This window comes from Deinococcus terrestris, assembly GCF_009377345.1.
Classification (GTDB): Bacteria; Deinococcota; Deinococci; order Deinococcales; family Deinococcaceae; genus Deinococcus; species Deinococcus terrestris.
Map to the genome: position 1 here is coordinate 98,443 of NZ_WBSL01000002.1, position 23,667 is coordinate 122,109.

A 23,667-nucleotide genomic window follows, 5' to 3' on the forward strand; every position below is an offset into this window, starting at 1 on the left:
TGTAAGCGGCTTCAGGGAGCCGCCTGCACGCAGTTGACGCCCGCCGCTCACGCCCCGCTCACGCCGTCCGGGGCAGGCTCACGCACAGGGGGCATCGGGACCTTGCCCCACCCCTCGGAGGAATCCATGAACAAGCGGTTGCTTACTGCACTGCACGTCCTGTATCGCTTTTCAACCGCGCAGGGTCAGCCTATGAAGCTCCAGGGCTGCATGAGCGAGTGGCTGTTCAACGTCCTCGACCGCCTGCGGAGTGACAGCGTGGCCTGGAACGGAACAAGAAGCCTCCTTCGCCGGAGATATTCATGAAACGAATCCTCTTATACACTCTGATGCTCGCTCCCGCTCTCGTGGCCACCGCCGCCCATGCCCAGGTGCCGAGGGACAATCTCAAGGGCATGTCGGTATGCCTTTACCCTCTTGGACCCAGTTCCGAGATCAATATTCAGGCGCTCAAGCTGATTCCGGTCCTAGAAAAGAAATACAGCGTGCGCCTGCCGATCTGTACGAAAGGCTTGACCGCTCTGGCCCCTAACGAGGCCGCTGCCTTATTCATCTTCGACCCCCTAAGGCAACCCATCGGCTCGCCCTACGTTTCCTATTTGGTCTCATTCGACGTAATGAGGATGGCCGACAAATTCTCTTACGCGGTGACCATCTACAGCAGAACCCTGACTGACACGCTTCCGATGAACCTGTACCCCGCGAGGGTCAGCCAGACGACGGAACTGCTGTTAGAGCAGTTCTTTAAGGACTACGCTACCGTCAACCGTAAGTAAAGCTCCCAGATCGCCATGAGCGTCCTTTGCTTGGCGTGACGGGGCCAGTACCCGGGCCCGCCCCCGCTGGCATTCCGCGCTCCCTAGGGCCACGCGGAGGCCCGGGGCAGTCGCCTTGCTCACAATGGCTCTTGGCCGGGCCGTCCGTTACCTTCTTGCTGCCGACCGCGCTGCTGCTCACGTTGACCTTCGCCGCAAGTCACGTTTACTTCCCCTCCTTAACGAACTTAGAGGGCGGATGACGGGTTGGGAACCCAGCCGCGCGGCCGCCCTACCCCTGCCCATAGGTCTAGGGGGTGAATACGTTGCCCACGCCGGGGTTTGTGATGGGCCGCCTGGTCATAAGAAGCGCCGGGGCTGCCCTGACGAAAGCTCACCCCCTTAGGATGCTTCCCATGCAAACGCGCGTCTTGGGTCACTCCGGCCTCCAGGTCTCTGTTATCGGCCTCGGGTGCAACAACTTCGGTGGCCGCCTTGACCAGGCCACCACCGACGCCGTCGTGCGACGTGCCCTCGACCGGGGCATCACCCTCTTCGACACCGCCGACATCTACGGCAACCGGGGCGGCTCCGAGACGATGTTGGGCAAGGCCCTCGGGGCAGAGCGCGCGGGGATTGTGCTCGCCAGCAAGTTCGGTCTGCCAATGGATGACAGCGGCCAGCTTCAGGGCGCGAAGCCCGCCTATGTCCGCCAGGCCCTGGAGGCCAGCCTGCGTCGCCTCGGCACCGATTACCTCGACCTCTACCAGCTGCACCGCCCCGATCCGGAGACCCCCATCGAGGACACCCTCGGCGCTCTGGACGAGTTGGTTCAGGAGGGTCTGGTGCGCCACGTGGGGGTGTCCAACATGGACGCGGCGGGGGTGCGGGCCGCGGACGAGGCGGCGCGGCGGCTGGGCCTGACCCGCTTCACGGCCTGTCAGGACGAGTACAGCCTGCTGGTGCGGGGCCTCGAGGACGAGCTGCTTCCGACCATGCGTGACCTGGGCCTGGGCCTGCTGCCGTACTTCCCCCTGGCCAGCGGCCTGCTGAGCGGGAAGTATCAGGCGGGGCAGCCGCTCCCCGAAGGCGCCCGCATTACCGGATCGGAGGGTGCGCAGAACCGCTACCTGACCGAGCGGAACTGGCAGGTGGTGGAAGACCTGCGTCAGTTCGCCCAGACCAGGGGACGCACCCTGTTGGAACTGGCCTTTAGCTGGCTGCTCTCGAACGAGCTCACAAGCAGCGTCATCGCCGGGGCGACCCGGCCCGAGCAGATCGACCAGAACGTCGCGGCGGCAGGCTGGGTGCTGACCTCGGAGGAGCTCGCGGAGGTGGGCCGCATCACCTCGGCCTGATCGGTCAGAGGCTTCCGGCTCCTGGGGCTGGAGTTGCGGAGTAGGCGTGAGGTACCTGAGCCGCGTGGGGTGATCAGACTCGCAGTGAGGGCCGCACCTGAGGACCAGACCCTTACTCCCGGGCGTGCTCCCGCCAGCCCCAGGCCTCCACGTGGCCCAGGCCATAGGTGGTCTTGTAGCCGACCCCCGCAAAGTTGGCGTAATCGGCCAGCAGCCGCACGAAGGCGGGTTCGATGTCGCCGGGCCGTGCGAGGGTGAACTGGACCTCGCCCACGCAGGCGCTGAGGGCGGCCTCCCGGACTCCCTTGAAGTACACCGACCGGGGCCGCAACTGGAAGTCCTGCACGCGCACCGCCCGTCCCACCCAGCCGTTCAGGTCCTCTCCGAAGCGCAGGTCGCTGAATGCCTCCCAGCGGCGCTGAAGGCCGTAAAACACCGTCTTGGGCACCGGGAACGGCATGTCCAGTCCGGTCGCCTGGAAGGTCGTCGGCGTGACGAAGCGCAGGTGAATGGTCCGGCCCGACGTGCCCCCCGCGTGCCGGGCGTACAGCGCCGCGTAGGTTTCGCGGGCCAGCACTTCCACGTCCAGCACCTCGCCCCACAGGGTCGCGTTCTCGTCGCCGTGTGTACCGCCGGGAGTGAAAGCCTCCAGCAGCACGTCGGTGAGGTCGTCGGCCAGCGCGCCCAGCAAGAAGCGCACCACCGCCCCGCCCTCCACGTCCTGCCACTGCGCGGCCCCCACCCGGAAGGGCTTGACCTCCGCCGCATGAAGGTGCGCGGACAGACCGGGGTTCAGGTGCTCCAGGGCCGCGAAGACCAGCCCGTGCAGCGGCACACCCAGCAGCCCGCGCGGCCGGGGGGCCGTGGTGCCCAGCGTCACTTCCAGCAGGGCGGGCATGTCAGCCCAACCAGCCTTGCAGGTCGGTGACCAGGCGGCTGAGAGACGCGGCCGATACCGGACAGCGTTCCGGCTCCCTGACCCAGTTTTGCGCCCAGTCCGCACCGAATGGGAAAGCCGCCAGCAACCCGCGCACCACGTCGTCCACCTCCGTCACATCGACGTTGCCGAGAGCCGCGTTGTGGACAATCTGGTTTCGCCAGGCACGCACCTGGGCGAGCTGCGCATTCCTGCGGTAGTTCCCGTCGAAGTCATCCACATTCACCCGCGCCTGCACAGCGGGCAGCCGCAGCAGTTCCAGGCGCCGATCCAGCCACATGACGTCCAGAAAGTGGCCGTCGCTGCTCAGGAGGTGCGGCGCTTGGGCACGGACCCGGGCCAGCACCTCCGGGGGGCCTCGAACAGCTCGACCTGGCGACCCCGCACCCTCTGCTCAGTGGGCCTCAGCCCATGCAGCGGCAGCAGTTGCGCCACCATGACTTCCTGCAAGATCGTCGCCCAGATCAGCGCGTCTGCAACCCGCTCCTGCTCGGCGGCGCGGTCGTACCGCCCCCAGGTCAGCCACACCAGGGCGTCCGTGTCCTGCCCCGCGCCTCCCTCGACCAGTTCCCGCAGGGCGTCCAGCGGCGGGATGTGAACCTCCAGCCCGCCGAGAACCTGCCTCGCCCCCACGAAGTCGCGGGCGTCGAGCAGATAGAGCGCCTCGGCCACCCTCGCCAGCGCCGCCACGCCCCGCGCCCTCTCTGGCAGTCCCAGGGGTTGAGCGGCCAGGGCCTCGAACTCGGTCTGCGCCCCCGCGAAGTCAAAGCGCCGCAGGGCTGCGAAAGCCCCCGCCAGCCTCAGGGTTTCTTCCAGAAAAGGCGTCGTGGCCTCGTAGTGATGGGGGTGGCCGGACTGGCGATGCTCGGGGTGGTCCACCTGCCAGAGCGTGACCTGCCCCTGCGCGAACCAACCCGTGCCGCGCAGCAGTTTCAGGGTTTCGAGCATCTGCGGGGTGCCGCTGGAGGTGTTGACGTGCAGCACCCGCCCCCCGTGCCGGTAGCGTTCCAGCATCTGCGCGACCGCCGGAAGCAGCTCACTGCCCGAGTTCGGGCGCATGACACGCAGCGGCTCCTCGCGCACCCGGAGGCCCGGCAGTCGGCCGCGCAGATGCTGCACCAACGCCGTTTTCTGTCCGTCGTAGCCCCCCTGCCAGCCGGGACTCCGGGTGTTGTCGGCGCCCGGCGTCCAGGCCACCACCACTTCTGTCACGGCCACCCCCGCCGCGAGTAGGGCGTCCAGCAGGTCCAGCGCCGGACCCTGCGGGGAACCATCCGGGGTATGCCAGGGGTGGAAACGGCCCGCTTCGGCGTCTGGCAGCCCGACCAGGTGCAGACTTTTCTCAAGGTCACCCGGGACACGCGGGAGCATGCCCTGTACTGCGTGCTGCTGGCGACCGGCATGCGCAGCGGTGAGGTGCGGGGGCTGCGCTGGCAGGACGTGGACCTCGAACAGGGACTGGTGCGCGTCGAGCAGCAGTACGTGGAAACAGCGAAGTCTGCCAACAACCACTTCGGCCCGCCCAAGCGGGACTCGCGCCGAACAATTCGCATCGGGCCTGACCTGGTCAGCATTCTCAGGGCGCACCGGCAAAGGCAGCAGGAAGAGCGGGACACCGCCGAGGACTTCTGGCAGGCTCATGACCTGGTGTTCTCAACCACCCTCGGCACGCCCATCAGCGCGAGCAACTTGGCCCGCGTGTTCAAGACACACGTCGAGGTAGCGAAACTGCCCCTGATTCGCGTTCACGACCTGCGGGACACGGCCGCGTCCAACATGCTCGCCTCGGGCACCGAGCTTCCCCTTGTCGCTGAGATTCTCGGACACAAGGACGCCTCGGTGACGCTGCGCAAATACACGCACGTGCTGGAGGGGCAGCGGGAGGCGCGGCGGGTGGGGCTCGGCATCTACAGCGGGGGCACAGGCAACAAGGATGAGGCCCCCAGCCGTGGGGTGGAGGCCGAAAGCACGGGCGACTGACCTCTGGCCCACGCTCCAGACCGGTGTCGGCCGAGCCGCCGCAGCCGCGCCCATGGTGCCCCTACGGCGTGAAGTGCCGCGGGCCGGGGCTGACGCCCACGGCCCGCAACACCCGTGGGCACAGGGAGGGGGGCAGACCGCCCCAGCCGCACTTGCGGTCCCCTGAAGGAGCCCACCGTGAGCGAAACCCATCCCTCCGTCCGCCGCTTGCTGCTGCCCATCACAACCACGCAGTGGTCGGCCATTGAGGCCGCCAACGATGTCTGGATGGCCACCGAGAGTGGCGTGTCAGCCGCGTTGCTGGATTACCCACCCTCCCGTCGACGCGCCTACAGGCACCTGCTGTCGGCCGCGGAGTGGCAACGGACCTGCCCCCAGGATCCGCGTCTCGCCGCCGTCACCGGAAACGACTTCACCATCCTGATGGCCCTCGGCGACGAAGTGGTTTACTGGACCGAGCAGGGCGATGGCCTGTGGCTGCCCGGCATCCCCGGTGTGCTGCCCGTCGAGGAAGACACCCACGGCCAGGCCGCGGTCGACCCCGGCTTCACCGATCCCTACTTCGCTTCCAGCGGGCTGCTGTGGTTGGGATTCGACACCGCCGCCACGCGGCGTCGCGGCGGCAACTGCATCGAACTTCGGCTTTGGGAGGATGCCGTCACGGCCTTCGCGCCGCTGGAGCACTGAGGTCGGACGGTTGAAGGGATTGGCCTGGATGCCCCGGTCTTTTGGCTGGCCTGACCTACACAGGCTTTTGCCCGCTGGCTTGGGCTCGGGAGCGGTTGCGGTGTACGTGCCTGTCAGTGCCGAGAACCCTGCCAGGGACGTGCGCCGCAGCCTAAACGTCCGATGGGCGCTGTTCCTCAGCGGCAGGCCGCCTCGGTGGGCGAGACCAGGCGCCCGGTGTCGAGCTTGCCGAAGCCGAGGTACTCGTCTTTGGTGCCCCGGTTGCTGCCGATGGCAGCGAAGCAGGCGTAGAGCTTGTTGTACAGCGCGTCGCCGCGCAGGCCCTGAGTGCGCGAGCCGTCGGCCCGGTAGTGCTGGTTGGCGTACATCCACATGGCGATCTGGGCGCTGACCCAGGGCGTCGCCATGGACGTGCCGCTCCAGAACTCCGCCGCGCCATTGACCATCGTCGGCACGGCCATCGCGGGGGCCGCCACGTCCACCCCGGGGCCGTAGTTGCTGCCGAAGCCGGCGCGGTGGGGGTCCACCCAGCGGTTGCCGTCGAACATCACGCCCGCCACCCCGATGGAGTGGTTCAGCCCCGCCGTGTCGGTGGTGCCCGAGGCGAGTTCGTTGCCCGCTGCCGCCACGATCACCACGCCGCGGTTGGCGGCGGCGGTAAAGGCGCTCTGGAAGAACTGCGAGGGGCTGCGGGTGGCGTCCGAGCCGAACGACAGGTTGATCACCGACGCCGGGTAGGGGTTGGTGAAGACCTGCCCGTTGATGGTCGTCTGGCCCACGGCGTACTCGATGCCCTGCACGGCGGCCGTGGCGCCGATGGACGAGCCGGTGGTCCGTGCGTTGATGGGCAGCACCTTGGCGAGGTTGTACGACACGCTCGCACCTGCGCCGTAGCCGTTGGTCGTCATGGCAATCACGCCCGCGACCGCCGTGCCGTGGTCGTAGCCGGGGTTCATTTCGGTGGACTCGGCGTTGCCCTGCTGGGCCTTGATGGGATTGAACCACGCGCTCTGGGGCACGAGGTTGTACTCGGCGTGGGTGGTGCTGCCGGTCCAGCCGCCGTCGATCACGGCCACGACGGGGTGGTCACAGCCCAGGTCGAGTTGCGACCAGGCCGCTTGGGTGTTCATCATCGGCAGGTACTTGCTCTGGTTGCCGAGGGTGGCGTCCGAGGGGGCGGGCAGGCCGACCGTCTTGAGCGTGGGCAGCTTCTCGGCGTACTGGACCAGGCCCTGCGCGACGAGGCGCTGCGCCTGCGCGGGCGTGGCCTGCACCGTGATCCAGTAGCCGAACTCGCCGTCTACGGTCACGTTCTGGGCCTTGACCCGGGCGAGCGCCGCGCCCGCATCCTCACCCGTGGGCAGCAGCAGCGCGAGTTCCTGGGGCCCGGCGCTCTGGACCGTGAGTCCGGTGAGGTTCTCCGACAGGCCCGAGAGGCCGCGCATCGCGTCGGTAGGCGCGGCGAGCAGGGACTCTTCGCTCACGCTCTGGGCATGCAGGCTCTGGGTGCTCACCTTGCCCTGGCACCACGGCCCGGCGGCCTTCCGGCCGTTCCAGAACCCGGCGGCAGGCAGGTACTCGGCGGCGATGGGCTGGGGCTGCGGCTGAACGGGTTCGGCAGGGTTCTTGGGAGGGTTGACGGTGCCGCCACCACCGCCGCCATTGCAGGCCGAGAGGGCAAGAGCCATGGACACAAAAGCGGCAGACAGAAGAAGTTTAGAGCATTTGACATAAAAAGATGTTTGGGAAGGTATGGGTGAACCAACCGAAGACATCTCGCAACGTCACAGCGTCCAAGGCGGCCCAAATGCTTTGAAGCAGGGCCGGTATGTTTCGCCAATCTCCAGCCCGGACCAGAGCTTTGATCTTGGAAAACAGCATCTCGATGGGGTTGAAGTCTGGACTGTAAGGCGGCAAGAACAACACCGAGCAGCTCTGGGCTTCGATGCGCGTCCGAACGGACGCGCGATGGTGCGCCGAGAGGTTGTCCAGCACGACGACCTGTCCAGGGGTCAGGGCTGGGCACAACACCTCCTGCACATACCACTCGAAGATGGGTCCGTTGACAGCACCCTCGACCACGAGGGGAGCAAAGGGGCCGGTCGCTTGGACCGCGCAGATCAACGTTTGGTTACGACCCCAGTTGCGCGGCACGGCATACCGGACCCGGCAGGTCCGGTGTGCTCGCCCATATCCCCGGGTCATCGCGGTATTGAACCCACTCTCGTCGAGAAAGACCAGCCGTGCGGGTGTCTGAAGGTAAGGCATGAGGTCGTTCAGGAACTGCTGGCGCAGTTCCTCATTGCGTTCGGACGCGACCCGCGTTTTTTTTGTAGGTGATGCCGTGCCGCCGGAACACCCGGTCCACCGTGCGATAACTGATCTTTAAGCCGGTCTTGGCCTCCAGCTTGCGGGCATGTTCTTCCAGCGAGGCGTCGGGGTCCTCCTCCAGCAACTGGAGGAGGACCTGTTCATGCTCGCTCTGCACCGTGCGACGACGCCCGGTGGGCCGCTTCACGTCCCGCAACGTGCCAGCCGCGTGTTTGTTCAGGTACAGCTCGACCGTCCCGACCCACACCTGGAACGTCTCGGCCACTCGCTGATGGTCGCTGTCTTTCAGCGCTGCCGCCACGATGCGCTCCCGCAGGTCCACGCTGTACCCCCGCGCCCCCACCCGTTTCTGCATAACCTTATTATGTCAAATGCTCTAGGGTGACCCATGCTCGCAGCCCGTTTTCACACCTTTGGCGGCCCCGAAGTCCTGCGCGTCGAGGAAGTGCCCTGGCCCTGGCCCCAGCGAGACGAGGTGCTGATCCGGGTTGCGGCCTCCAGCGTGAACGGCTCGGACCTGCGGCTGCGCTCGGGGAGTGGCCCCATCTCCCTCACAGTGCGCCGCCCCTACACCACCGGCCTGGACGTGGCGGGCACCGTGGTGGGCGTGGGGCCACGGGTGACGGCCTTTATGCCCGGCGAGCGCGTCTTCGGACTGCTGGGGCACGGCGGCGGCGGCGCGGCCGAGTACGTCACCGTGCCCCAATCACGGGTGGCCCACCTGCCGGACGCGCTGGCGCTGGCCGAGGCCGCCGCCGTTCCCCTGTCGGGCCTGACGGCCTTGCAAGCGCTGCGAGAGGGCGCCTCGCTGCACCGCCGCCCTGGCGCACGGGTGCTGATTCACGGGGCAGCCGGGGGCATCGGGTCCTTTGCCGTCGGCCTGGCCCGCCACTTTGGAGCGGTGGTGACCGGAACCGCCCGCGCCTCGAAACTGGACTTCGTGCGGACGCTCGGGGCCGACGAGGCGCTGGATACGGCGAGCCTCGACCTGACCCGCGGCGGGCGCACCTGGGACGTGATCTTCGACACGCCGCCCGCGCTCGACTTCGCGCGGGTGCGGGCCAGCCTGGCACCTGGCGGGGTGTACGTGACGACCCAGCCCTTTCCCCTGCGTCCGGCTGAACTTGCCGCCACCCTGGGCGGCCCTGGCCCCCGTTTCGCTGCCGTCCGTACCCAGGAACGGTCCTCCGACCTTGCCTTCCTGGCGCGGCGCCTCGCCCAGGGCGACCTGCGGGTGCCGCTGGACCGCACCTTTCCCCTCGCCCGCATCGCCGACGCCCACCGCCATGTCGGGGGACCAGAGGCGCGGGGCAAGACCGTCGTGCTGATCGGGTCAGACTCGCCCTCGCAGAACCGACAATGAGAGAAGAGGAAAACAGTTCTTATCCACGCGGGCCTGAATTCAGCGGTCCTGCATGAATGCAGGCTCTGGCACAGGCGGGGTGCTGGGGAACATCCACAAGTAGGAGGACGACCCGTAACCCAGGAACAGGACCACCAGCAGGCCAGGACCGGACGCGGCTTCACGGGCATGGACCCGCAGCGCCGCCAGAAGATCGCCCGTGCGGGGGGCATTGCCGCTGCGGTGGGCGGCAATGCCCATCAGTTCACCTCCAAGGAGGCCCGCGCCGCCGGACGCAGGGGCAGGCGGGCCGTCAGCGAGAGCCGCCGCCATATGGCCGAGATCGGCCGCCGTGGCGGCACCGCCTCTAGCCGGAAAAACCCCGCGCTGGATGAAGCGGCGCTCAAGCCGGAGCACGGGAGATGAAGGCAGCCTTAGCCTGGGCGCGTCCCGTTGCCAGGGTTGCGTAAGGTCTGGCCTGATACACCGGGAACGATGCCGTCTCTCTCCGGTTCTTCCCGCTCCCGTTCGGCCACGTCCGGCGTGGCCTGCGACTGCGACCTGTTCTCGCCCCCTGCCGCGCCGCCCACCAACGGGCTCTACCTGCACGCCAGCTCCCGGCACGTGGGGCGGCGGCTGACGGCGTGGCTCGCCGCCCTGGGCCTGTCCCACGAGCGGTGGCCGGAAGGCCTGCTGGTGACGCGGGACGGGTTCGGCACCCTCCAGACGCTGCTGGACGCCCTGAGTCCCACTGAGCGGGCCGACCTCTTCGCGGCGCCCCGCCGGGCCGACGGGCAGCCCGACGCCTGGCAGATGGCGCCGCTGGAGCGCTGGGTGCAGCGGCTGAGCAGCGACTGGTTTTTCGGAGCCAGCGGGCGGCTGTGCTTTCACCTGCAACCAATCGTGAACCTGACGGGGGGAGAGGTCTACGGGTACGAGGCGCTCGTGCGGGCCGAGGGAGAGGAGGGCCTGATCGGGGCGGGGGCGCTGCTGCAAGCTGCCGAGGCGCACGGTCAGTCCCGCGCCTTTGACGCCCAGGCGCGGCGGGGAGCGATTCGGCAGACCTACCCGCAGCTTGCGCCGGGGCAGGTGCTGTTTATCAACTTCGCCCCCGGCGTGGTCTACAACCCCGATGTGTGCCTGCAAACCACCTTTCAGACCTGCCGGGAGGTGGGCGCCGACTTCTCACGGCTCTTGTTCGAGGTCACCGAGAGCGAGGCCTTTCCCGATCTCGGCCTGCTGCGGCGGATTCTCAGCCGCTACCGGGCCGAGGGGGCGCAGGTGGCCCTTGACGATCTGGGCGCCGGGCACACCAGCCTCACCTACCTTGCTGAGCTGCGTCCCGACGTGGTCAAGCTCGACCGCGCCCTGATCAGCGGCCTGCACGCCCACGACCGCCGCACCCCGCTGGTGCTTGCCCTGATCGAGTACGCCCACGACCTCGGCATCCGGGTGGTCGCCGAGGGCATCGAAACCGCGACCGAGTTGCAGATGGTGCGTGAGCTCGGCGCCGACTATGCGCAGGGCCACTTTCTGGGCCGCCCGGCCCCAGCTCCTGCCGGAGTCACCCCCGACGCCGCCCGGCTGTGGGGCGGCCGGTGAAGCTGCCCGGCTCCGTCCGAACCCAAGCTGCCGATTCCCGGAGCCGCAGAGCTGCCGGGTGAGCTGATATGGCAAGGCCTCGACACCGCTGACACCGGCCTGCTGATCATGGACGCCCAGCTGGGCCTATCTCAACAGCCTGACCGGGCCGGGCAATCGCTGAGCCTTTGGCGAGGCGCTCGCTGGGTGCCTCACGAGGCCGCCGGGATGTCCATGAATGCCTTCACACTAATCATAGTTAGTGTGAATCATCAGTCTCACCCTTTTTCCGTTCCCGTCCTGAGCGGGCGGTGAGGTCGGGGCGGTCACTGAGACGGATCAGGGGGCGCACAGCGGTGCGTCCACCCAGACCCAGGGCCTCGGTCACCTCGCGCTGGCTGGCCTGCTCGGTCAGCAGTTTCAGGCCCGCCGCGTGGCGCAGCGCGTGCCATGCCTTGTAGGGTACCCCAGTCCTTTGACAGAGCCGGAACACCTTGGCCCGCAGCTCATGATCAGTGAGCGGAGCTCCGCCGTGCCGGAAGAGCAGCCCCTCGGGCGTTCCGTACAGGGGCGTCTCGCCGCTCAGCTGCGCCCAAGCCTTCAGCGCCGCCGCCAGTTCCGGCGTGCAGGCGACGGTGCGCCCGCTGACCTGCAAGTGGGTCCGGTCGCCCGATATGACCCCGAAGGTCAGGCCCCGTACCTCTGGCCCGCTGAGGCCCCCGTGGGCCCCCAGCAAGATCAGCACCCGCTCCTCGGCCGAGGCGTGGTCGAGCAGCCGCGCCACCTCCTCTGCTGTGTAGACCGGGCGACGTTCGTGGGCAACGTGGGTGCGGCCCTGGACCGTTACGAAGGGATTGACCTCGACCAGACCGAGTTCCCCCAGGATCCGGTACAGGCGCCGCGCCTGGACCAGTCGGTTGTTCACCGTGGCGGCGACTCCGCCGTATTCGGTAGCCAGCCAGTCCGCGTAGGCCTGGGCAAAAGCCCTGGCGTCGGGCACGTTCAGGAGGTTCCGGTCCTCGGCACGGAGCCAGCGCACCAACACGCGCCAGCCGCTCAGGACGTTTTTCCGGGTCGCTCCGGTCGGCGGGCCGGGCAGGCTGGTCGCCAGCAAGTCGAGGGCCGCGCTGAGGTCATCCTGTTCCAGCAGGCGCTGCAGTGCGGAAGGCGAGGGGGACATAGAGGGAAGATAGGGGGATAGGAAGCTCAGGAGGATGGCTTGTATATATTGACAGGGCGTAAGTGAGCATAGGCTTTATTCGCTCCCGGTCGGAGGGCTGTCGCGGCGGCCGGAACCTCCCGTAGACTGTCCGGCATGAGCGGCTGTGCCCTGGTTATTTCTCCTGCTTCTGTCCACTGGCGGGCAAGCGCATGACGCGGCCCCCCGGGGAGACGGGGCCAGATTCTCCCTCGCTGGCCGAAGCGGCAGCGCTGTGGCAGGCGGGGGGGCTGGACCGGGAGGCGCTGGTGGGACAGCTCACGACGCTGGGCGAGGGCGAAGCGGTTCATGCGCTGATCGGCGACCTGATCGGGGAGGCGCCGGGGCACGAGGTCACGGACGCCGCCGGTACGGGCGAGTGGCGGGCCGAACTGCTGGCCTCGCGGGCGAAGGCGTGGGCGCATCCGGCGAGCGCAGGGCTGCTGGTGGGCCCGCACGTGCTGATCCTGACCGACGGGCGCCGGGGTGTCGTCCTCACTGCAGAGGGCACCCGCGTCCTGAAGGCCAGTGTCAGTGCGTCCATGTTGCTGCTGTGCCAGACCATTGTGATGGCCGACCACGCTGTGGACGCCCAGGAACTCGGCACCCTGCGTCAGCAGCGCATCGAGTCCACCTCCACCTCCCTCTCGGAGATTGAGCCGTTGCCCTAGCAGGGTGTTTGAAAAAGGCCAGACCCTGGGGCCGTTTTGAAGTGTGACACGCAAAACAGCCCCGAGTGACGGCGACTCGGAGCGCGGTCATCGCGACGCTAAGGGCCCTGTTCCTGAATCGGCTGAACCTGGGTCGCCCAGCAGGCCCTGGGAGCTGAGCAAAGTCGGAAGAGCGTGTCTGCCGTGCGAGGCAGAGGCCGTCAAATCGGGCAGCCCCAGCAAGAAGGCCAGCACCCGCAGGTGCTGGCCAGACCGGTACCGCTTAATCCTTGTCAGAGCCGGGCGGCCTCTTACTTGGCGAGGTACCCACCATCGGCGTTGTAGTACGCTCCCGTGATCAAACTGGCGAGCGGGCTACTCAGGAACACGATGAGGTGGGCGATTTCCTCCGGCTTGCCCAGGCGACCCATGGGATGCAGCGAGGCCAGGTAATCCAGGGCCTGACGGTCCTGTCCCAGAATGGGCGTTTCAATAAAGCCAGGGCCGACCGCATTCACGCGCACGCCCTTCTGGGCGTAGTCCAGCGCAGCCGTGCGGGTCAGGCCAACGACTCCGTGCTTGGAGGCCACATATGCGGCCCCGTTGGCCCATCCGGCCTGTCCCAGGATAGAGGCGACGTTGACGATGCTGCCGCCCTCACCCCCGAGCATGGCGTTGAGCTGGGCCTGCATACCGTAGAACACCCCGCTCAGGTTCACCTCCAGCACCTTCTGCCAGTTCTTGACGTTGACCTCGGCCACGGGAACAGCTTCTCCACCCATTCCGGCGTTATTGACAGCGGCGTCCAGGCGACCGAAGGTTTCCATGGCGGCGTCCACGGCCTTCTGGTGGTCGTCGGGATTGCCCGCGTCGGCAATCACCGTGACGGTCTGGACGTCCTTGTTGGCCTGCTCGATGAGCTTGACCGTTTCGTCGAGGCTTTCCTGTTTCAGGTCGGTCAGGACGACGTTGGCGCCCTCGCGGGCGAACGCCAGGGCGACGGCCTGTCCAATGCCGGAGCCTGCACCAGTGACGAGAGCTGTCTTTCCGTTCAGGTTGAGATTCATAACTGTTCTCCTCCGCACAGGGCCAGATCGGGCACCCGTACTTTGAAATCTAAACTGATTCAGAGTATAAACCGTTTAACGTCGAAATACAAGTCCCGTCCCGACTCAACCGGTTAGAGGAAGTGTCCTGTTGACCTGCAGACGTGAGCAGCCCGTCGAAGTGGGCGCCGGAGTCGCTTGGTGGTCCTCGCGACGTTGGACGTAACGGGACAATAACGTCGAGAGAAAACGCTGAAAGCTTGCTTGGGAAAGGGTGCGGGGTAGGACGGCGGGCCAGCACTTGACCCGCTGTCGTTCATGGGATGACAACGCTATGCCAGTGACTTCACCCGCAAGCAGTCGAAGCGCAGTGAACTCCTGCTGCCCGCCTTGCAGGAAGGCGGCAGACCTCGGACGGCCAAGATGGACGGGGTCATCTGCGCTACCGTGGATGTCCTCCAGAACGGCTGCACTTGGCACAATCTCCCTCATGATTCCCCGGCTTGGGAAAGCGTCTCTGGCTATTTTCGACGCTTTGAGCGGGACGGCACTTGGGGAGCAGTTCACCGCTTCCTGATCCGACGCACCCGTCGCCAAGTGGGGCGCGACCCCGAACCCAGTGCGGGTATTCATCAACGCTCAGACCCTTCGCTGTGTGCCTCACACGGGGATTCGTGGTCCGGAGAACAGGTGAGCTGGGCGAAGGCTTTGCTGGCGTGGCCAAGCGCTTCTTGACCTGGATCACCCGTTCACGTCGCTTGACCCGCAACTAGGAGGGAGTCCCCGGAACCACGGAGGCTTGGATCTTCCTCGCCAACATCCAGCTCATGCGGCGACGACCTGGACCCACTACCTGACCCTTCCACGAAAGGGGCGAAGTTTCCATAAAAAGTCCCCCAGGCGCTCACCTGGGGGACCATTGCGTTGAGGCTCAGTAGCGGTAGACGGTGGTTTCGTTGACCTGCACGACGATGGTGCGGTTTGCGCCCCGGTCGACGGTCAGGGTGACGGTGCCGGTGCGGCCCTGCAGGGTGCCGACGTAGCCGCTGGCGGTCTGCCGGGTGTTCTGAAGGACGTAGCCCTGGCGCTGCAGTTCGGTGACCTTCTGGTCGTAGGCGCTGCGGGCGGGGTCCTGAAGCTGGGTGCCCGCGATGGCCCCGAGCAAGCCCCGGAACAGGTCGAGCACGATGTTGCCGGGCTGCGCGGGCTGGACAGGCTGCACCGGGGTCACGGCGACGGGCGCGGCGAAGTCCACGTTCAGGTTGGTGGTCACGCCCGCGCGAACGGTGACCGTGGTCGAGAAGTCCTGAAAGCCGGGGGCCTGCACGCGCACCGGGTAGGTGCCGGGACGGATGTTGCTGTAGGTGACGTTCGCGCCGCCCAGCCGCTGGCCGTTGAGAATCACGGTCGCGCCCGCCACGTTGGTGCCCACGAACAGGCCGCCGGTCTGCACCGGGGTCTGCGCGGAGACGTTGAAAAAGGCGGTGTCGGTCACCCAGTTGGTCTGGGGCAGCGGGGTCACCACGATGCTCAGCGCCTGCGCGAGCTGGTCCTGGCCGCGGGCCGTCACGGTGGCGAACTGGTCTTGCTGGGTCTTGAAGGAGCTGACCTGGTCGAGGTTCAGCGGGGTCAGGCTGGCGAGCGCGAGGACCTTGTTCAGGCCGACCGGGCCGTCCACCGTGAAGGTGAAATTGGCCCCGGCCTGGGGAAAGGTCACGGTGGTGTTGGCCTTGACGAAGTTCTCGCCGCCGAGGCGGTTGGGGAGAATCTGGCTGACCTCGCCGGTCGCGTCCACATTGAACAGGTAGACGTAGGCGTCACGGTTCACGCTGGTCGAAATCGAGATGCTCTCGCCCACGCGGTAGGTGGGGTTGGCGTTGCCAGTCGTGTCCTTGTTCACCCGCACGCTGACCGACAGTTCGGGCTGCACGGGATTGACGATGATGCTCTGGGCGCTTAGGCGCGGCTGGGCCAGGGCGGAGGTCGTGAGGGCGGCCCCGAGGGCCAGGCTGGTCGTCAGCGCTTTCTTCATGCGGGCCATCATGCCGCGCCCGCTTAACGGCATTCTGATGGTCTGGCGCCGGAACTTAAGCCTGTCTTGAGCGGCCGTAAGCTTTCCGCCAGGCCAGTGGGGGGACCCCCGAAGAGGGGCGCCGACCTTCAGGATTCTCGAGTCAATGCCCCGGCCACCGCCGCCGCCGCCAGCCCCCCGGCGAGGTACCAGGTCGCCGTCAGGACGGGCGTGCGGGGGGCTCGGGCGCCGGGCTGCCGCCCCTGCCCCAGCGGTTCCGGGAGCACCACGGCGCCCACTCCGGCCGCCAGCCCCAGCGCCGCGCCCCGCTGCCAGTGTCCGCCGGGCTGGCCCAGCGCCACAAGACCGTAATACAGGGCGTTCGAGAGCAGGTCGGCGGCCAGGGTCGCCCGGTAGAGGTCGCGGCCACGCGGGGGCTCGGCGCCCGCCGCCCGCAGGGTGCCGCTCAGGGCACGCTCCCCGATCACGTCCATGCGCGGCGCGTGCGGGAGAACCCGGCGGACGCCCTCATTGAGCAGCGTCACGGTGACGGCCCCGGCGGCTCCGGCCGCGACCGCCACCAGCCAGCGGGGACGGCGATGGGGACGGGCGGGGGCCTGCGTATCCTGTGCCGGATGGGCCTGGTCTGGAGTCATGCCTCTGCATAGCGCATCTGGGGCGGCTTGCGGGCGAGGTCTCAAGAACGCCCCCAGGGGGCAAGACGCTGTCCGGTCCAGGTCGCATACTGGGGCGCAGTTCCCCTGCGCTCTGCGCCGCGCCCTCTCGTCAGGAGTCTGCCCTGCCCGCCCGCCTTGCCCTACCCCCGGCTCCCCGCTGGCTGCCCCGGTCCCTGGGGTGGCTGAGCGCCGCGCTGCTGGTGGCGATCACCCTGGCGGACCTGCTTACGCCCGGTGGCCTGGTGGTAGGCACGCTGCTGACGGTGCCGGTGGCCCTGGCCGCGCTGGGGGGCAGCCGCAGGCTCGCGGCGGTTCTGACGGCGCTGGCGGTGGCGGCAAATGTGGGGGCGGGGCTGCTGGGCACGCTGCGGGACGTTTCTGGACCGCAGGAACTGGGCAACCGGGTGATCAGCGTCGTGGCGGTGCTGCTGGTGGGGGCGCTGTCGCTGCGGGCGCGGGAGGCGTCGGCGCGGGCGGCGCGGCTGGCGGCTGAGGAAGGGCGGCTCGCGCGGGAGCGGGCGCTGCGGCGCCTGGCCGAGGCCGTGAGCGGGGCGCTGGGTGAGGCCGACTTCGTGGAGCGGGCGGCGACGGCGCTGCGGGAACTGGCGGGCGCGGAGGCGGTCGAGATCGGGCGGCTGACGCGGGCCACCCTGCGGGAGCCGCACGCCCTGAGTCCCGCCGACGCGCCATCGCATCTGGGCCGCCGCCTGCCGCTGGAGGTCCTCGCACGGATGGGCGGAAAGGGGGGCGCAGGCGACTCGTCCTTCGTCAGTCACCTGCGCCGCCGGGACGGGGAGGACCTGGCCGTGCTGGTGACGCGCCCGGCGGTGACCCCGGAGCGGCTGCGCGAGGCGCTGGCGACCCTGGAGGCGCCGCTGGAGCGGGCCGCCCTGCTGGGCGACCTGCGGGTGCAGGGCGAGCGGCTGGCGCGGCGCGGGGAGGTGCTGCAAGACCTGGTGTACGCCTTTTCGCACGATCTGCGCACCCCCCTGCTGGCGAATTCCATGAACATGCGGGCGGCGCTGCGGGGAGCGTATGGCCCCCTCCCCGACGACTACCGCGCCACCCTGGAAAACGGCCTGGAGGCGAATACCGAGCTGCTGGCGCTGGCCGACCAGCTGCTGCTGCTCGCAAAGTACGAGAGCGGCGAGCCCGGCGGCGAGCGGCGCGAGGTCAAGCTGCGCGACCTGACGCTGGGGGTGATCGGGCAGCTCGGGGAGCGGGCGGGGGCGCGGGGGGTGGTCTTCGAGCTGGAGCTGGAGGGGGTGAGCGTTCACGGGCTGGCGCACGACCTGCGGCGGGGGGTGCAGAACCTGCTGGAAAACGCGGTGAAGTTCAGCCCGCCGGGGGGCACGGTGTGGGTGACCCTGCGGGGGCGGGGGGACGAGGCGGTGCTGGCCGTCACCGACGAGGGGCCGGGCGTGCCCCCGGCGCGGGAGGCGACCCTCTTCGGGCGCTTCCGGGGCGGGGGGGCGGGGGGCGGGACCGGGCTGGGGCTGTACCTCACCCGGCAGATCGCGGCGGCACACGGGGGCACGGTGACCTATGCCCGCACCGCCCACGCCCAGAGCGTCTTTACCCTGACCCTGCCCCGCGGGGAGGCAGGGTAGCCTGCGGGCATGAGCCCTCCCGCCTCCCCCATTCGCGTGCTGCTGGTCGAGGATCACGCCTTTACCCGCGACGGCCTGCGGGCCACACTGAATCTGGAGCCCGACCTGAGGGTGGTCGCGGAGGCCCGCAGCGGCGAGGAAGCGCTGGAGGTGCTCGCCCGCGTGCCCGCAGACGTGGCCGTGCTCGACATCGGGCTGCCGGGGATGGATGGGGTGCGGGCGGCGGCGGAGATCAAGCGCGGCTGGCCGGAGGTGCGGATCGTGATGCTGACCGCCCACGACCTGCGCGACGAGGTGTTCGCGGCGCTGGCCTCGGGAGCGGAGGCCTACTGCCTCAAGCGCGAGACGCCCGAACTGCTGCTGCTGGCGGTGCGGGCGGCGGCGGCAGGGAGCGCGTACCTCGACCCCCGGATCGCGCACCACGTGTTAGGAGGGGTGCGGGCGCCCGACGCGGCCTCGTCCCTGACCCCGCGCGAGACCGAGGTGCTGCGCCTGATCGCCGACGGCCACCCCAACCGCGAGATCGCCGCCCGGCTGGGCATCAGCGTGAGCACGGTCAAGCTGCATGTGCAGGACGTGCTGGTGAAGTTGCAGGCCGCCGACCGGACGCAGGCGGCGGTCAAGGCGCTGCGGCAGGGGCTGCTGTAGGGCCGCTTCTCCTCTTCCCCCCGTTCCCGGTGCGGTCAAGCTTGGCATGCGGCCAGGAAGAAGCGGGCGCTCAGACTAAAGGCGCCAAGCCCTTTTCCTCACGCTTGGCGCGGTACATGGCGGCGTCGGCGCGGCGCAGCAGGGCCTCGCCGTCGGGGTCCTCGCCGGGGGTGGTGCCAGCCACGCCGATGGTGACGTGCAGGGGCAAGCCCCCCACCTGGCGGGCATGCAGCGCGGTCTGGATGCGCCCCGCGACGACCCCCGCCTCGGCAGCGGCGGTGTGGGGCAGCAGCACGGCGAACTCGTCACCGCCCCAGCGGAAGACCTCGTCTCCGGTTCGCAGCGCCCCCGCGACGGCCGCGCCAATCTGCACGAGCGCCTCGTCCCCGGCGGCGTGGCCGAGGCCGTCATTGATGGTCTTGAAGTTCGACACGTCCAGCACCAGCAGCGAGAGGGCCTGCCCGTAACGCCGCGCAGCGGCGACCTGCCGGGCGAGCGACTCGGTAAAGGCGCGGCGGTTGGGCAGCCCGGTGAGGACATCGGTGCGGGCGGCTTCCTCGATGCGGGCACGCTGGGCCGTTTCACGCAGCAGCGCCGCCGCGTGCAGGGCGAAGGTGCGGGCCACTTCCACCGAATCGCCGCCAAAGGCGTGGGGGTCGTGCCGCGCGTCGATGTTGAGAAAGGCGTAGACCTCGCCCCGGTAGAGCACGGGCACGCCCACGTTGGCCGCGATTCCGTACACCGAGGGCAGCAGGGCGTCGACCCACACGCCCGCGCGGGTGTAGCTGGTGCCGTGCACCCCCTGCCCCGGCCGCACCAGCACGCGCGGCACCCCGGCGGCCCAGGCCTCCAGGCCCAGGCCGTACCAGCGGTCGCGCACGTCTTCCAGGGTAAAGGTCACGTCGCGCAACTCGGCCATGTCGTGAACGATGGCGGCCCGGTAGCGGAACACGCCCCCCTCGCGCACCAGCAGCGAGCCTGTCTCGGCGCCGGGGATGACCCGCAGCGCCTCTTCGAGCAGGGGCTGGTAGGCAGCCTCCGCGCCCAGGGCCAGCAGGTTTTCCTGCAGCCGCAGCAGCGCGGCCATGTGGCGGGTGAGCTGCACCCGCTCGAACTCCAGCCCGGCCGCGTGCGCCATCGCTCCCAGCAGGTCGAGGTCGTGCGGGGACCACGCGCGGCCGGGGGGAGCCGTGAACCACATCGCCAGCCGGGTCCGCCAGCGCCCGGCGAGGGGCAGCAGCAGGCCGTCCTCGCGCACGGTGGGCTGGCCCTCCCGCAGGGCCGAGCGCTCGGCGGCGCTCCACTCGGGCAGGGCGCCGGGGTCGCCCACCCGCCAGCGGGCCTCGGGGTGGAGGGTGCCGCAGCGGTCACGCAATCCCTGGGCGCCGCGCAGCCCGAACTCGGTCACGACTCCTTCCAGAATGCGGCTCACCAGGTCGAGGTCCTCGCCCTGCCCGGCCAGCCGCTCGGTCAGGCGGTGCAGCCGCTCGGCCCGCGCCCGCCCGGCCCCGGTCTCCAGCAGCGCCCCCACCCCGGCAGCGAAAAGCCGCCACGACCCCAGGGGTGCGCCCGGCGGCAGCCGCAGCTCGCGCACCACCTCTTCCCCGCAGCGCAGCGGCACGTGCCCCGCGCCGGGAAGCACGACCTCAGCGGCGTCCGGTCCGATGTCCGCCAGCAGAACGGGCAAACGGGTCAACACCTCTTCGCCCGCCAACCGCCCCAATGCGGTCAGCACGGTCGCCAGTCGTCCGTCCAGGGTGTGCGCCAAGTGAGCCTCCGCAGTCAGCTTAAGAGGCCGACCCTGACGGCACTCTTTCAACCCGCCGACCGATGGGCGAGCGCCATGGGTGGCCTCGCCAGGCCGTTTATGACATAATCAGGACGGATTTGATCTGTTCACAACAGAACGCTTTCCGAGTTTTCCGAGGTGCCCATGACCCGAGCCGCAAAGAAAAAGGACGCAGCCGAGCAGTCCGCCGCCCCGAAGGGCACGGACGTGCTGACCCAATTCGCCGATCTCGTCGCCACGGCGGGCGTCGCCAGTGAGGCCCCAGCGCTGCACGCGGGCGGCGCAGGCGAGGACCGCCTGAACGAGCTCCTGAGCGCTGAACTGCAACTCGCGCACGACCGCTGGGGCCTGGGGCTGCTGCACCTGCGCCACGCGGCCGAACTGCGCCGCACCGAGGCGGGGCTGGAGATCGCCCTGCTCGTCGACGGAGCCGAACGCGCCCGTGTGGGCGAGGGGCCGCAGACGGTCGCCGCGACCTACGCGGTGATGACGGCCCCCGGTGCCGACGGCCTGAGCGAATGGGGCGTGCTGCCCGACGGGCACCGGGTGACCCTGCGCCCTGGCCTGGGCCAGCTCAAGGTGCTCGTCGAGGACGCCCGCGACTTCGAAACCCACTGGGCGCAGGAGCGCGGCGGCCTGTGGACCCGCACCTGGCGGCAGGGCGAGACGCTGGCCGTGGAGGTCCACCGCCCCGCCTCTCCCACGACGGCGCTGGCCGACGCGGCCTGGGACGTGATCGCGTCCATCAAGGACCGCAACTTCCAGCGTGAGCTGATGGAGCGCTCCAACAGCGTCGGGATGCTCGGAGCACTCCTGGGCGCCCGGCACCGGGGAGCGGGCGAGGCACTCGCGCTGCTGCCCGAAGCGCACTTCGCCGTCAGCTCGGCCGTGCTTCGCGTGCAGGGCACCGAAGCCCGCAGCCTCGACCGCTGGAAAGCCCTGTTGCGCGAGGGGGCTGAGCAACTCGACGACCTGCAACGCGCCGGAACCAAGCGGCTGGCGACCGTGCTGAGCGGCGGATTGCGCTGAGTGATCTTCTCGCTGTCCCCTTCCATGCTGGAAGGGGCTTTTCTGTAGACTGGCGAGCAAAAAGCCGAGTGCGGTGATTCGTCTAGAATGGGACGGGACTTCACCCAGCGCTTCATGAAAATGTGAGCTGGTTCCAGGGTTGTAAGTTGGCCCTGAGCGTGGTCGAGGTGAGAAGGGGGCCATGTTTCCGAAGTGTGTTCCCCACGGGTGTGGGGATGGTCCGAGCGGCCGAGAGCACGGCAGAGGCTTTCAACCGTGTTCCCCACGGGTGTGGGGATGGTCCGAGTGGCATCCGGGGCATCACGACCCACCCGGCGTGTTCCCCACGGGTGTGGGGATGGTCCGACTGGGATGACCTCGGGATGGGGCCTGATGCCGTGTTCCCCACGGGTGTGGGGATGGTCCAGATCAGGAACAGCTCACCGTCCACGGCGAGTGTTCCCCACGGGTGTGGGGATGGTCCGGGTCATCCGACCCCATCACCATGCTCTGCCCGGTGTTCCCCACGGGTGTGGGGATGGTCCGGGTGGGCGGGGTCACGGCCGGCCCTCCCTCGCGTGTTCCCCACGGGTGTGGGGATGGTCCGCCGATCTCGGCGGGGTCCATCAGGTAGGTCGCGTGTTCCCCACGGGTGTGGGGATGGTCCGGCCCAGTGGCTCTCGCAGCTCCGGGGCGCGAGGTGTTCCCCACGGGTGTGGGGATGGTCCGACCCGGCGCTCCGGGAGCGGGTCGCGCGGCGGGTGTTCCCCACGGGTGTGGGGATGGTCCGTCGCTGACCTGCCCCCAGGACACCAGCGTGAGGTGTTCCCCACGGGTGTGGGGATGGTCCGAGTGGCCTCCGCTTTCAACGGAGGCAGGTTGGGTGTTCCCCACGGGTGTGGGGATGGTCCGTTCCGGGCGGCGGCGCGGCGGCGGGCGGGCGGGTGTTCCCCACGGGTGTGGGGATGGTCCGTGGGCGTCAGCGTCGCCCGGATGACCTGGGAGGTGTTCCCCACGGGTGTGGGGATGGTCCGGGGGAGGTGATTAAACGCGAGTACGGCAACATGTGTTCCCCACGGGTGTGGGGATGGTCCGTAGTCCTCCCAGTAGCGGGCCTCCAGCGGATGGTGTTCCCCACGGGTGTGGGGATGGTCCGGTGCCTACAAGGCCCTGGAGGGCGCTGGGGCGGTGTTCCCCACGGGTGTGGGGATGGTCCGCGCTTCTTGAACTCCGGGGTGATCACCAGCAGGTGTTCCCCACGGGTGTGGGGATGGTCCGGGCACAACAGCACGGAGGCTGTGCGCCTCCGTGTGTTCCCCACGGGTGTGGGGATGGTCCGTCGTCCGTCCCGGCACCGCTGGGGCCAAGGAGGTGTTCCCCACGGGTGTGGGGATGGTCCGGCCCTCCAATTCGCGGCAGCCAACCCCGGGACGTGTTCCCCACGGGTGTGGGGATGGTCCGCGGCTTTACCCCCCCAGCAGACGGGACAGGTCGTGTTCCCCACGGGTGTGGGGATGGTCCGTATTTGGGCTCGGTCTCGGGGACGACCGTGCGGTGTTCCCCACGGGTGTGGGGATGGTCCGGCGGCTTTGGCGGCGTCCAGGGCCGAGAGCACGTGTTCCCCACGGGTGTGGGGATGGTCCGATGAGCGCGACACAGATGGGGCGCGACATCTAGTGTTCCCCACGGGTGTGGGGATGGTCCGGGTCCTCGTGGGGAGCTTTTTACCAGCAGACGGTGTTCCCCACGGGTGTGGGGATGGTCCGCCTGTCACTGTTATTTGTCAGGGGATTAACAGGTGTTCCCCACGGGTGTGGGGATGGTCCGCGCGTCGTCCCAATGGTTAGCAGTCACGAGCGGTGTTCCCCACGGGTGTGGGGATGGTCCGCGGCTCACGGAGGCCGAACAGGTCACGGAGGCGTGTTCCCCACGGGTGTGGGGATGGTCCGGTCTGAGCTAACCGGGCCGGGCCGATATCAGAGTGTTCCCCACGGGTGTGGGGATGGTCCGCCAGTTGCGGAAACGGTATGCAGAGTTCTTCAGTGTTCCCCACGGGTGT

The 23,667-nt window shown here is 68.8% G+C and carries 22 protein-coding genes and 1 CRISPR repeat array (1 of these 23 only partly in view); of the genes, 12 read left to right on the forward strand and 10 right to left on the reverse strand.

Annotation, left to right across the window (positions count from 1 at the left end):
* Positions 1-302: 302 nt before the first annotated feature.
* A complete protein-coding gene (locus F8S09_RS06610; RefSeq protein WP_152870395.1) occupies positions 303-776 on the forward strand; it encodes a hypothetical protein in 474 nt (157 codons plus the stop codon).
* Positions 777-1,171: 395 nt separating this feature from the next.
* Positions 1,172-2,113 (forward strand): aldo/keto reductase, encoded by a 942-nt coding sequence (locus tag F8S09_RS06615; protein ID WP_152870396.1) that lies wholly within the window; start codon positions 1,172-1,174, stop codon positions 2,111-2,113.
* A 112-nt stretch (positions 2,114-2,225) separates the two neighbouring features.
* Here F8S09_RS06615 and cas6 read toward each other — a convergent pair whose 3' ends face one another.
* From cas6 to F8S09_RS06630, 3 genes are read right to left on the reverse strand one after another with little or no spacing between them, the layout of a single operon-like run.
* On the reverse strand, positions 2,226-3,011 hold the full coding sequence (cas6, locus tag F8S09_RS06620; RefSeq protein ID WP_152870398.1) for a CRISPR system precrRNA processing endoribonuclease RAMP protein Cas6: 786 nt from the start codon (positions 3,009-3,011) through the stop codon (positions 2,226-2,228).
* A 1-nt stretch (position 3,012) separates the two neighbouring features.
* A complete protein-coding gene (locus F8S09_RS06625) occupies positions 3,013-3,330 on the reverse strand; it encodes a hypothetical protein (RefSeq protein WP_194165252.1) in 318 nt (105 codons plus the stop codon).
* A gap of 26 nt (positions 3,331-3,356) precedes the next feature.
* Positions 3,357-4,262 carry a hypothetical protein gene (locus F8S09_RS06630; RefSeq protein ID WP_152870402.1) on the reverse strand — a complete coding sequence of 302 codons (906 nt, stop codon included), beginning with the start codon at positions 4,260-4,262 and terminating at the stop codon, positions 3,357-3,359.
* Between the two features lie 69 nt (positions 4,263-4,331).
* Between F8S09_RS06630 and F8S09_RS06635 the strand changes: the two genes are divergently transcribed.
* Positions 4,332-5,030 carry a site-specific integrase gene (locus tag F8S09_RS06635; protein ID WP_152870404.1) on the forward strand — a complete coding sequence of 233 codons (699 nt, stop codon included), beginning with the start codon at positions 4,332-4,334 and terminating at the stop codon, positions 5,028-5,030.
* Positions 5,031-5,207: 177 nt separating this feature from the next.
* Positions 5,208-5,717, forward strand: a complete 510-nt coding sequence (locus F8S09_RS06640; protein WP_152870406.1) for a hypothetical protein — start codon at positions 5,208-5,210, stop codon at positions 5,715-5,717.
* Positions 5,718-5,893: 176 nt separating this feature from the next.
* Here F8S09_RS06640 and F8S09_RS06645 read toward each other — a convergent pair whose 3' ends face one another.
* A complete protein-coding gene (locus F8S09_RS06645; protein WP_194165253.1) occupies positions 5,894-7,405 on the reverse strand; it encodes a S8/S53 family peptidase in 1,512 nt (503 codons plus the stop codon).
* Positions 7,406-7,433: 28 nt separating this feature from the next.
* A protein-coding gene (locus tag F8S09_RS06650; RefSeq protein WP_152870410.1) for an IS630 family transposase occupies positions 7,434-8,403 on the reverse strand; the annotation gives its coding sequence in 2 pieces (ribosomal slippage) (positions 7,434-8,048 and positions 8,050-8,403; 969 coding nt in all).
* A gap of 33 nt (positions 8,404-8,436) precedes the next feature.
* Between F8S09_RS06650 and F8S09_RS06655 the strand changes: the two genes are divergently transcribed.
* The 3 genes from F8S09_RS06655 to F8S09_RS06665 all read left to right on the forward strand — a co-directional run bounded on the left by F8S09_RS06655 (position 8,437) and on the right by F8S09_RS06665 (position 10,992).
* On the forward strand, positions 8,437-9,411 hold the full coding sequence (locus F8S09_RS06655) for an NAD(P)-dependent alcohol dehydrogenase (RefSeq protein WP_152870412.1): 975 nt from the start codon (positions 8,437-8,439) through the stop codon (positions 9,409-9,411).
* A 168-nt stretch (positions 9,412-9,579) separates the two neighbouring features.
* Positions 9,580-9,816, forward strand: coding sequence for a stress-induced protein (locus F8S09_RS06660; RefSeq protein WP_152870414.1), 237 nt, complete (start codon positions 9,580-9,582; stop codon positions 9,814-9,816).
* A 69-nt stretch (positions 9,817-9,885) separates the two neighbouring features.
* The gene (locus F8S09_RS06665; protein WP_227978545.1) at positions 9,886-10,992 is read left to right on the forward strand and encodes an EAL domain-containing protein; all 1,107 of its coding nucleotides are present in this window, start codon (positions 9,886-9,888) and stop codon (positions 10,990-10,992) included.
* Between the two features lie 238 nt (positions 10,993-11,230).
* Here F8S09_RS06665 and F8S09_RS06670 read toward each other — a convergent pair whose 3' ends face one another.
* On the reverse strand, positions 11,231-12,151 hold the full coding sequence (locus F8S09_RS06670) for a tyrosine-type recombinase/integrase (RefSeq protein WP_152870416.1): 921 nt from the start codon (positions 12,149-12,151) through the stop codon (positions 11,231-11,233).
* A 191-nt stretch (positions 12,152-12,342) separates the two neighbouring features.
* Here F8S09_RS06670 and F8S09_RS06675 point away from each other — a divergent pair, with 191 nt between their 5' ends.
* Positions 12,343-12,840, forward strand: coding sequence for a hypothetical protein (locus F8S09_RS06675; RefSeq protein ID WP_227978546.1), 498 nt, complete (start codon positions 12,343-12,345; stop codon positions 12,838-12,840).
* 290 nt (positions 12,841-13,130) lie between these two features.
* Here F8S09_RS06675 and F8S09_RS06680 read toward each other — a convergent pair whose 3' ends face one another.
* Positions 13,131-13,886, reverse strand: coding sequence for an SDR family NAD(P)-dependent oxidoreductase (locus F8S09_RS06680; protein ID WP_152870419.1), 756 nt, complete (start codon positions 13,884-13,886; stop codon positions 13,131-13,133).
* Between the two features lie 357 nt (positions 13,887-14,243).
* Between F8S09_RS06680 and F8S09_RS18300 the strand changes: the two genes are divergently transcribed.
* The gene (locus F8S09_RS18300; protein WP_152871007.1) at positions 14,244-14,600 is read left to right on the forward strand and encodes a transposase; all 357 of its coding nucleotides are present in this window, start codon (positions 14,244-14,246) and stop codon (positions 14,598-14,600) included.
* Positions 14,601-14,796: 196 nt separating this feature from the next.
* Here F8S09_RS18300 and F8S09_RS06690 read toward each other — a convergent pair whose 3' ends face one another.
* The gene (locus tag F8S09_RS06690) at positions 14,797-15,897 is read right to left on the reverse strand and encodes a DUF4384 domain-containing protein (protein ID WP_152870420.1); all 1,101 of its coding nucleotides are present in this window, start codon (positions 15,895-15,897) and stop codon (positions 14,797-14,799) included.
* 128 nt (positions 15,898-16,025) lie between these two features.
* Positions 16,026-16,532: a hypothetical protein gene (locus tag F8S09_RS06695; RefSeq protein ID WP_227978547.1), complete on the reverse strand. Its 507-nt coding sequence runs from the start codon at positions 16,530-16,532 to the stop codon at positions 16,026-16,028.
* Positions 16,533-16,753: 221 nt separating this feature from the next.
* Between F8S09_RS06695 and F8S09_RS18130 the strand changes: the two genes are divergently transcribed.
* Together F8S09_RS18130 and F8S09_RS06705 are read left to right on the forward strand one after the other, a co-directional pair.
* Complete coding sequence (locus tag F8S09_RS18130) at positions 16,754-18,163, forward strand: sensor histidine kinase (RefSeq protein WP_322618607.1); 1,410 nt, start codon at positions 16,754-16,756, stop codon at positions 18,161-18,163.
* A 9-nt stretch (positions 18,164-18,172) separates the two neighbouring features.
* Positions 18,173-18,811, forward strand: coding sequence for a response regulator (locus F8S09_RS06705; RefSeq protein WP_152870422.1), 639 nt, complete (start codon positions 18,173-18,175; stop codon positions 18,809-18,811).
* 70 nt (positions 18,812-18,881) lie between these two features.
* On the opposite strand, the gene F8S09_RS06710 is transcribed toward F8S09_RS06705, so the two are convergent.
* Entirely contained in the window at positions 18,882-20,579 is a 1,698-nt protein-coding gene (locus F8S09_RS06710; RefSeq protein ID WP_152870424.1) for a GGDEF domain-containing protein, read from the reverse strand.
* A 165-nt stretch (positions 20,580-20,744) separates the two neighbouring features.
* Between F8S09_RS06710 and F8S09_RS06715 the strand changes: the two genes are divergently transcribed.
* A complete protein-coding gene (locus tag F8S09_RS06715) occupies positions 20,745-21,629 on the forward strand; it encodes a DNA repair protein (protein ID WP_152870426.1) in 885 nt (294 codons plus the stop codon).
* 194 nt (positions 21,630-21,823) lie between these two features.
* A CRISPR array of direct repeats spans positions 21,824-23,667; the repeat unit is 29 nt; unit sequence GTGTTCCCCACGGGTGTGGGGATGGTCCG; it runs 1,844 nt beyond the window's last position.

Bases quoted from the DNA above. Each gene is read 5' to 3' on its own strand.
- F8S09_RS06610 (WP_152870395.1), top strand. From the start codon at position 303: ATGAAACGAATCCTCTTATACACTCTGATGCTCGCTCCCGCTCTCGTG.
- F8S09_RS06615 (WP_152870396.1), top strand. From the start codon at position 1,172: ATGCAAACGCGCGTCTTGGGTCACTCCGGCCTCCAGGTCTCTGTTATC.
- cas6 (WP_152870398.1), bottom strand. From the start codon at position 3,011: ATGCCCGCCCTGCTGGAAGTGACGCTGGGCACCACGGCCCCCCGGCCG.
- F8S09_RS06625 (WP_194165252.1), bottom strand. From the start codon at position 3,330: ATGTGGCTGGATCGGCGCCTGGAACTGCTGCGGCTGCCCGCTGTGCAG.
- F8S09_RS06635 (WP_152870404.1), top strand. From the start codon at position 4,332: ATGCCAGGGGTGGAAACGGCCCGCTTCGGCGTCTGGCAGCCCGACCAG.
- F8S09_RS06645 (WP_194165253.1), bottom strand. From the start codon at position 7,405: ATGGCTCTTGCCCTCTCGGCCTGCAATGGCGGCGGTGGTGGCGGCACC.
- F8S09_RS06655 (WP_152870412.1), top strand. From the start codon at position 8,437: ATGCTCGCAGCCCGTTTTCACACCTTTGGCGGCCCCGAAGTCCTGCGC.
- F8S09_RS06660 (WP_152870414.1), top strand. From the start codon at position 9,580: ATGGACCCGCAGCGCCGCCAGAAGATCGCCCGTGCGGGGGGCATTGCC.
- F8S09_RS06665 (WP_227978545.1), top strand. From the start codon at position 9,886: ATGCCGTCTCTCTCCGGTTCTTCCCGCTCCCGTTCGGCCACGTCCGGC.
- F8S09_RS06670 (WP_152870416.1), bottom strand. From the start codon at position 12,151: ATGTCCCCCTCGCCTTCCGCACTGCAGCGCCTGCTGGAACAGGATGAC.
- F8S09_RS06675 (WP_227978546.1), top strand. From the start codon at position 12,343: ATGACGCGGCCCCCCGGGGAGACGGGGCCAGATTCTCCCTCGCTGGCC.
- F8S09_RS06680 (WP_152870419.1), bottom strand. From the start codon at position 13,886: ATGAATCTCAACCTGAACGGAAAGACAGCTCTCGTCACTGGTGCAGGC.
- F8S09_RS06690 (WP_152870420.1), bottom strand. From the start codon at position 15,897: ATGAAGAAAGCGCTGACGACCAGCCTGGCCCTCGGGGCCGCCCTCACG.
- F8S09_RS06695 (WP_227978547.1), bottom strand. From the start codon at position 16,532: ATGACTCCAGACCAGGCCCATCCGGCACAGGATACGCAGGCCCCCGCC.
- F8S09_RS06705 (WP_152870422.1), top strand. From the start codon at position 18,173: ATGAGCCCTCCCGCCTCCCCCATTCGCGTGCTGCTGGTCGAGGATCAC.
- F8S09_RS06715 (WP_152870426.1), top strand. From the start codon at position 20,745: ATGACCCGAGCCGCAAAGAAAAAGGACGCAGCCGAGCAGTCCGCCGCC.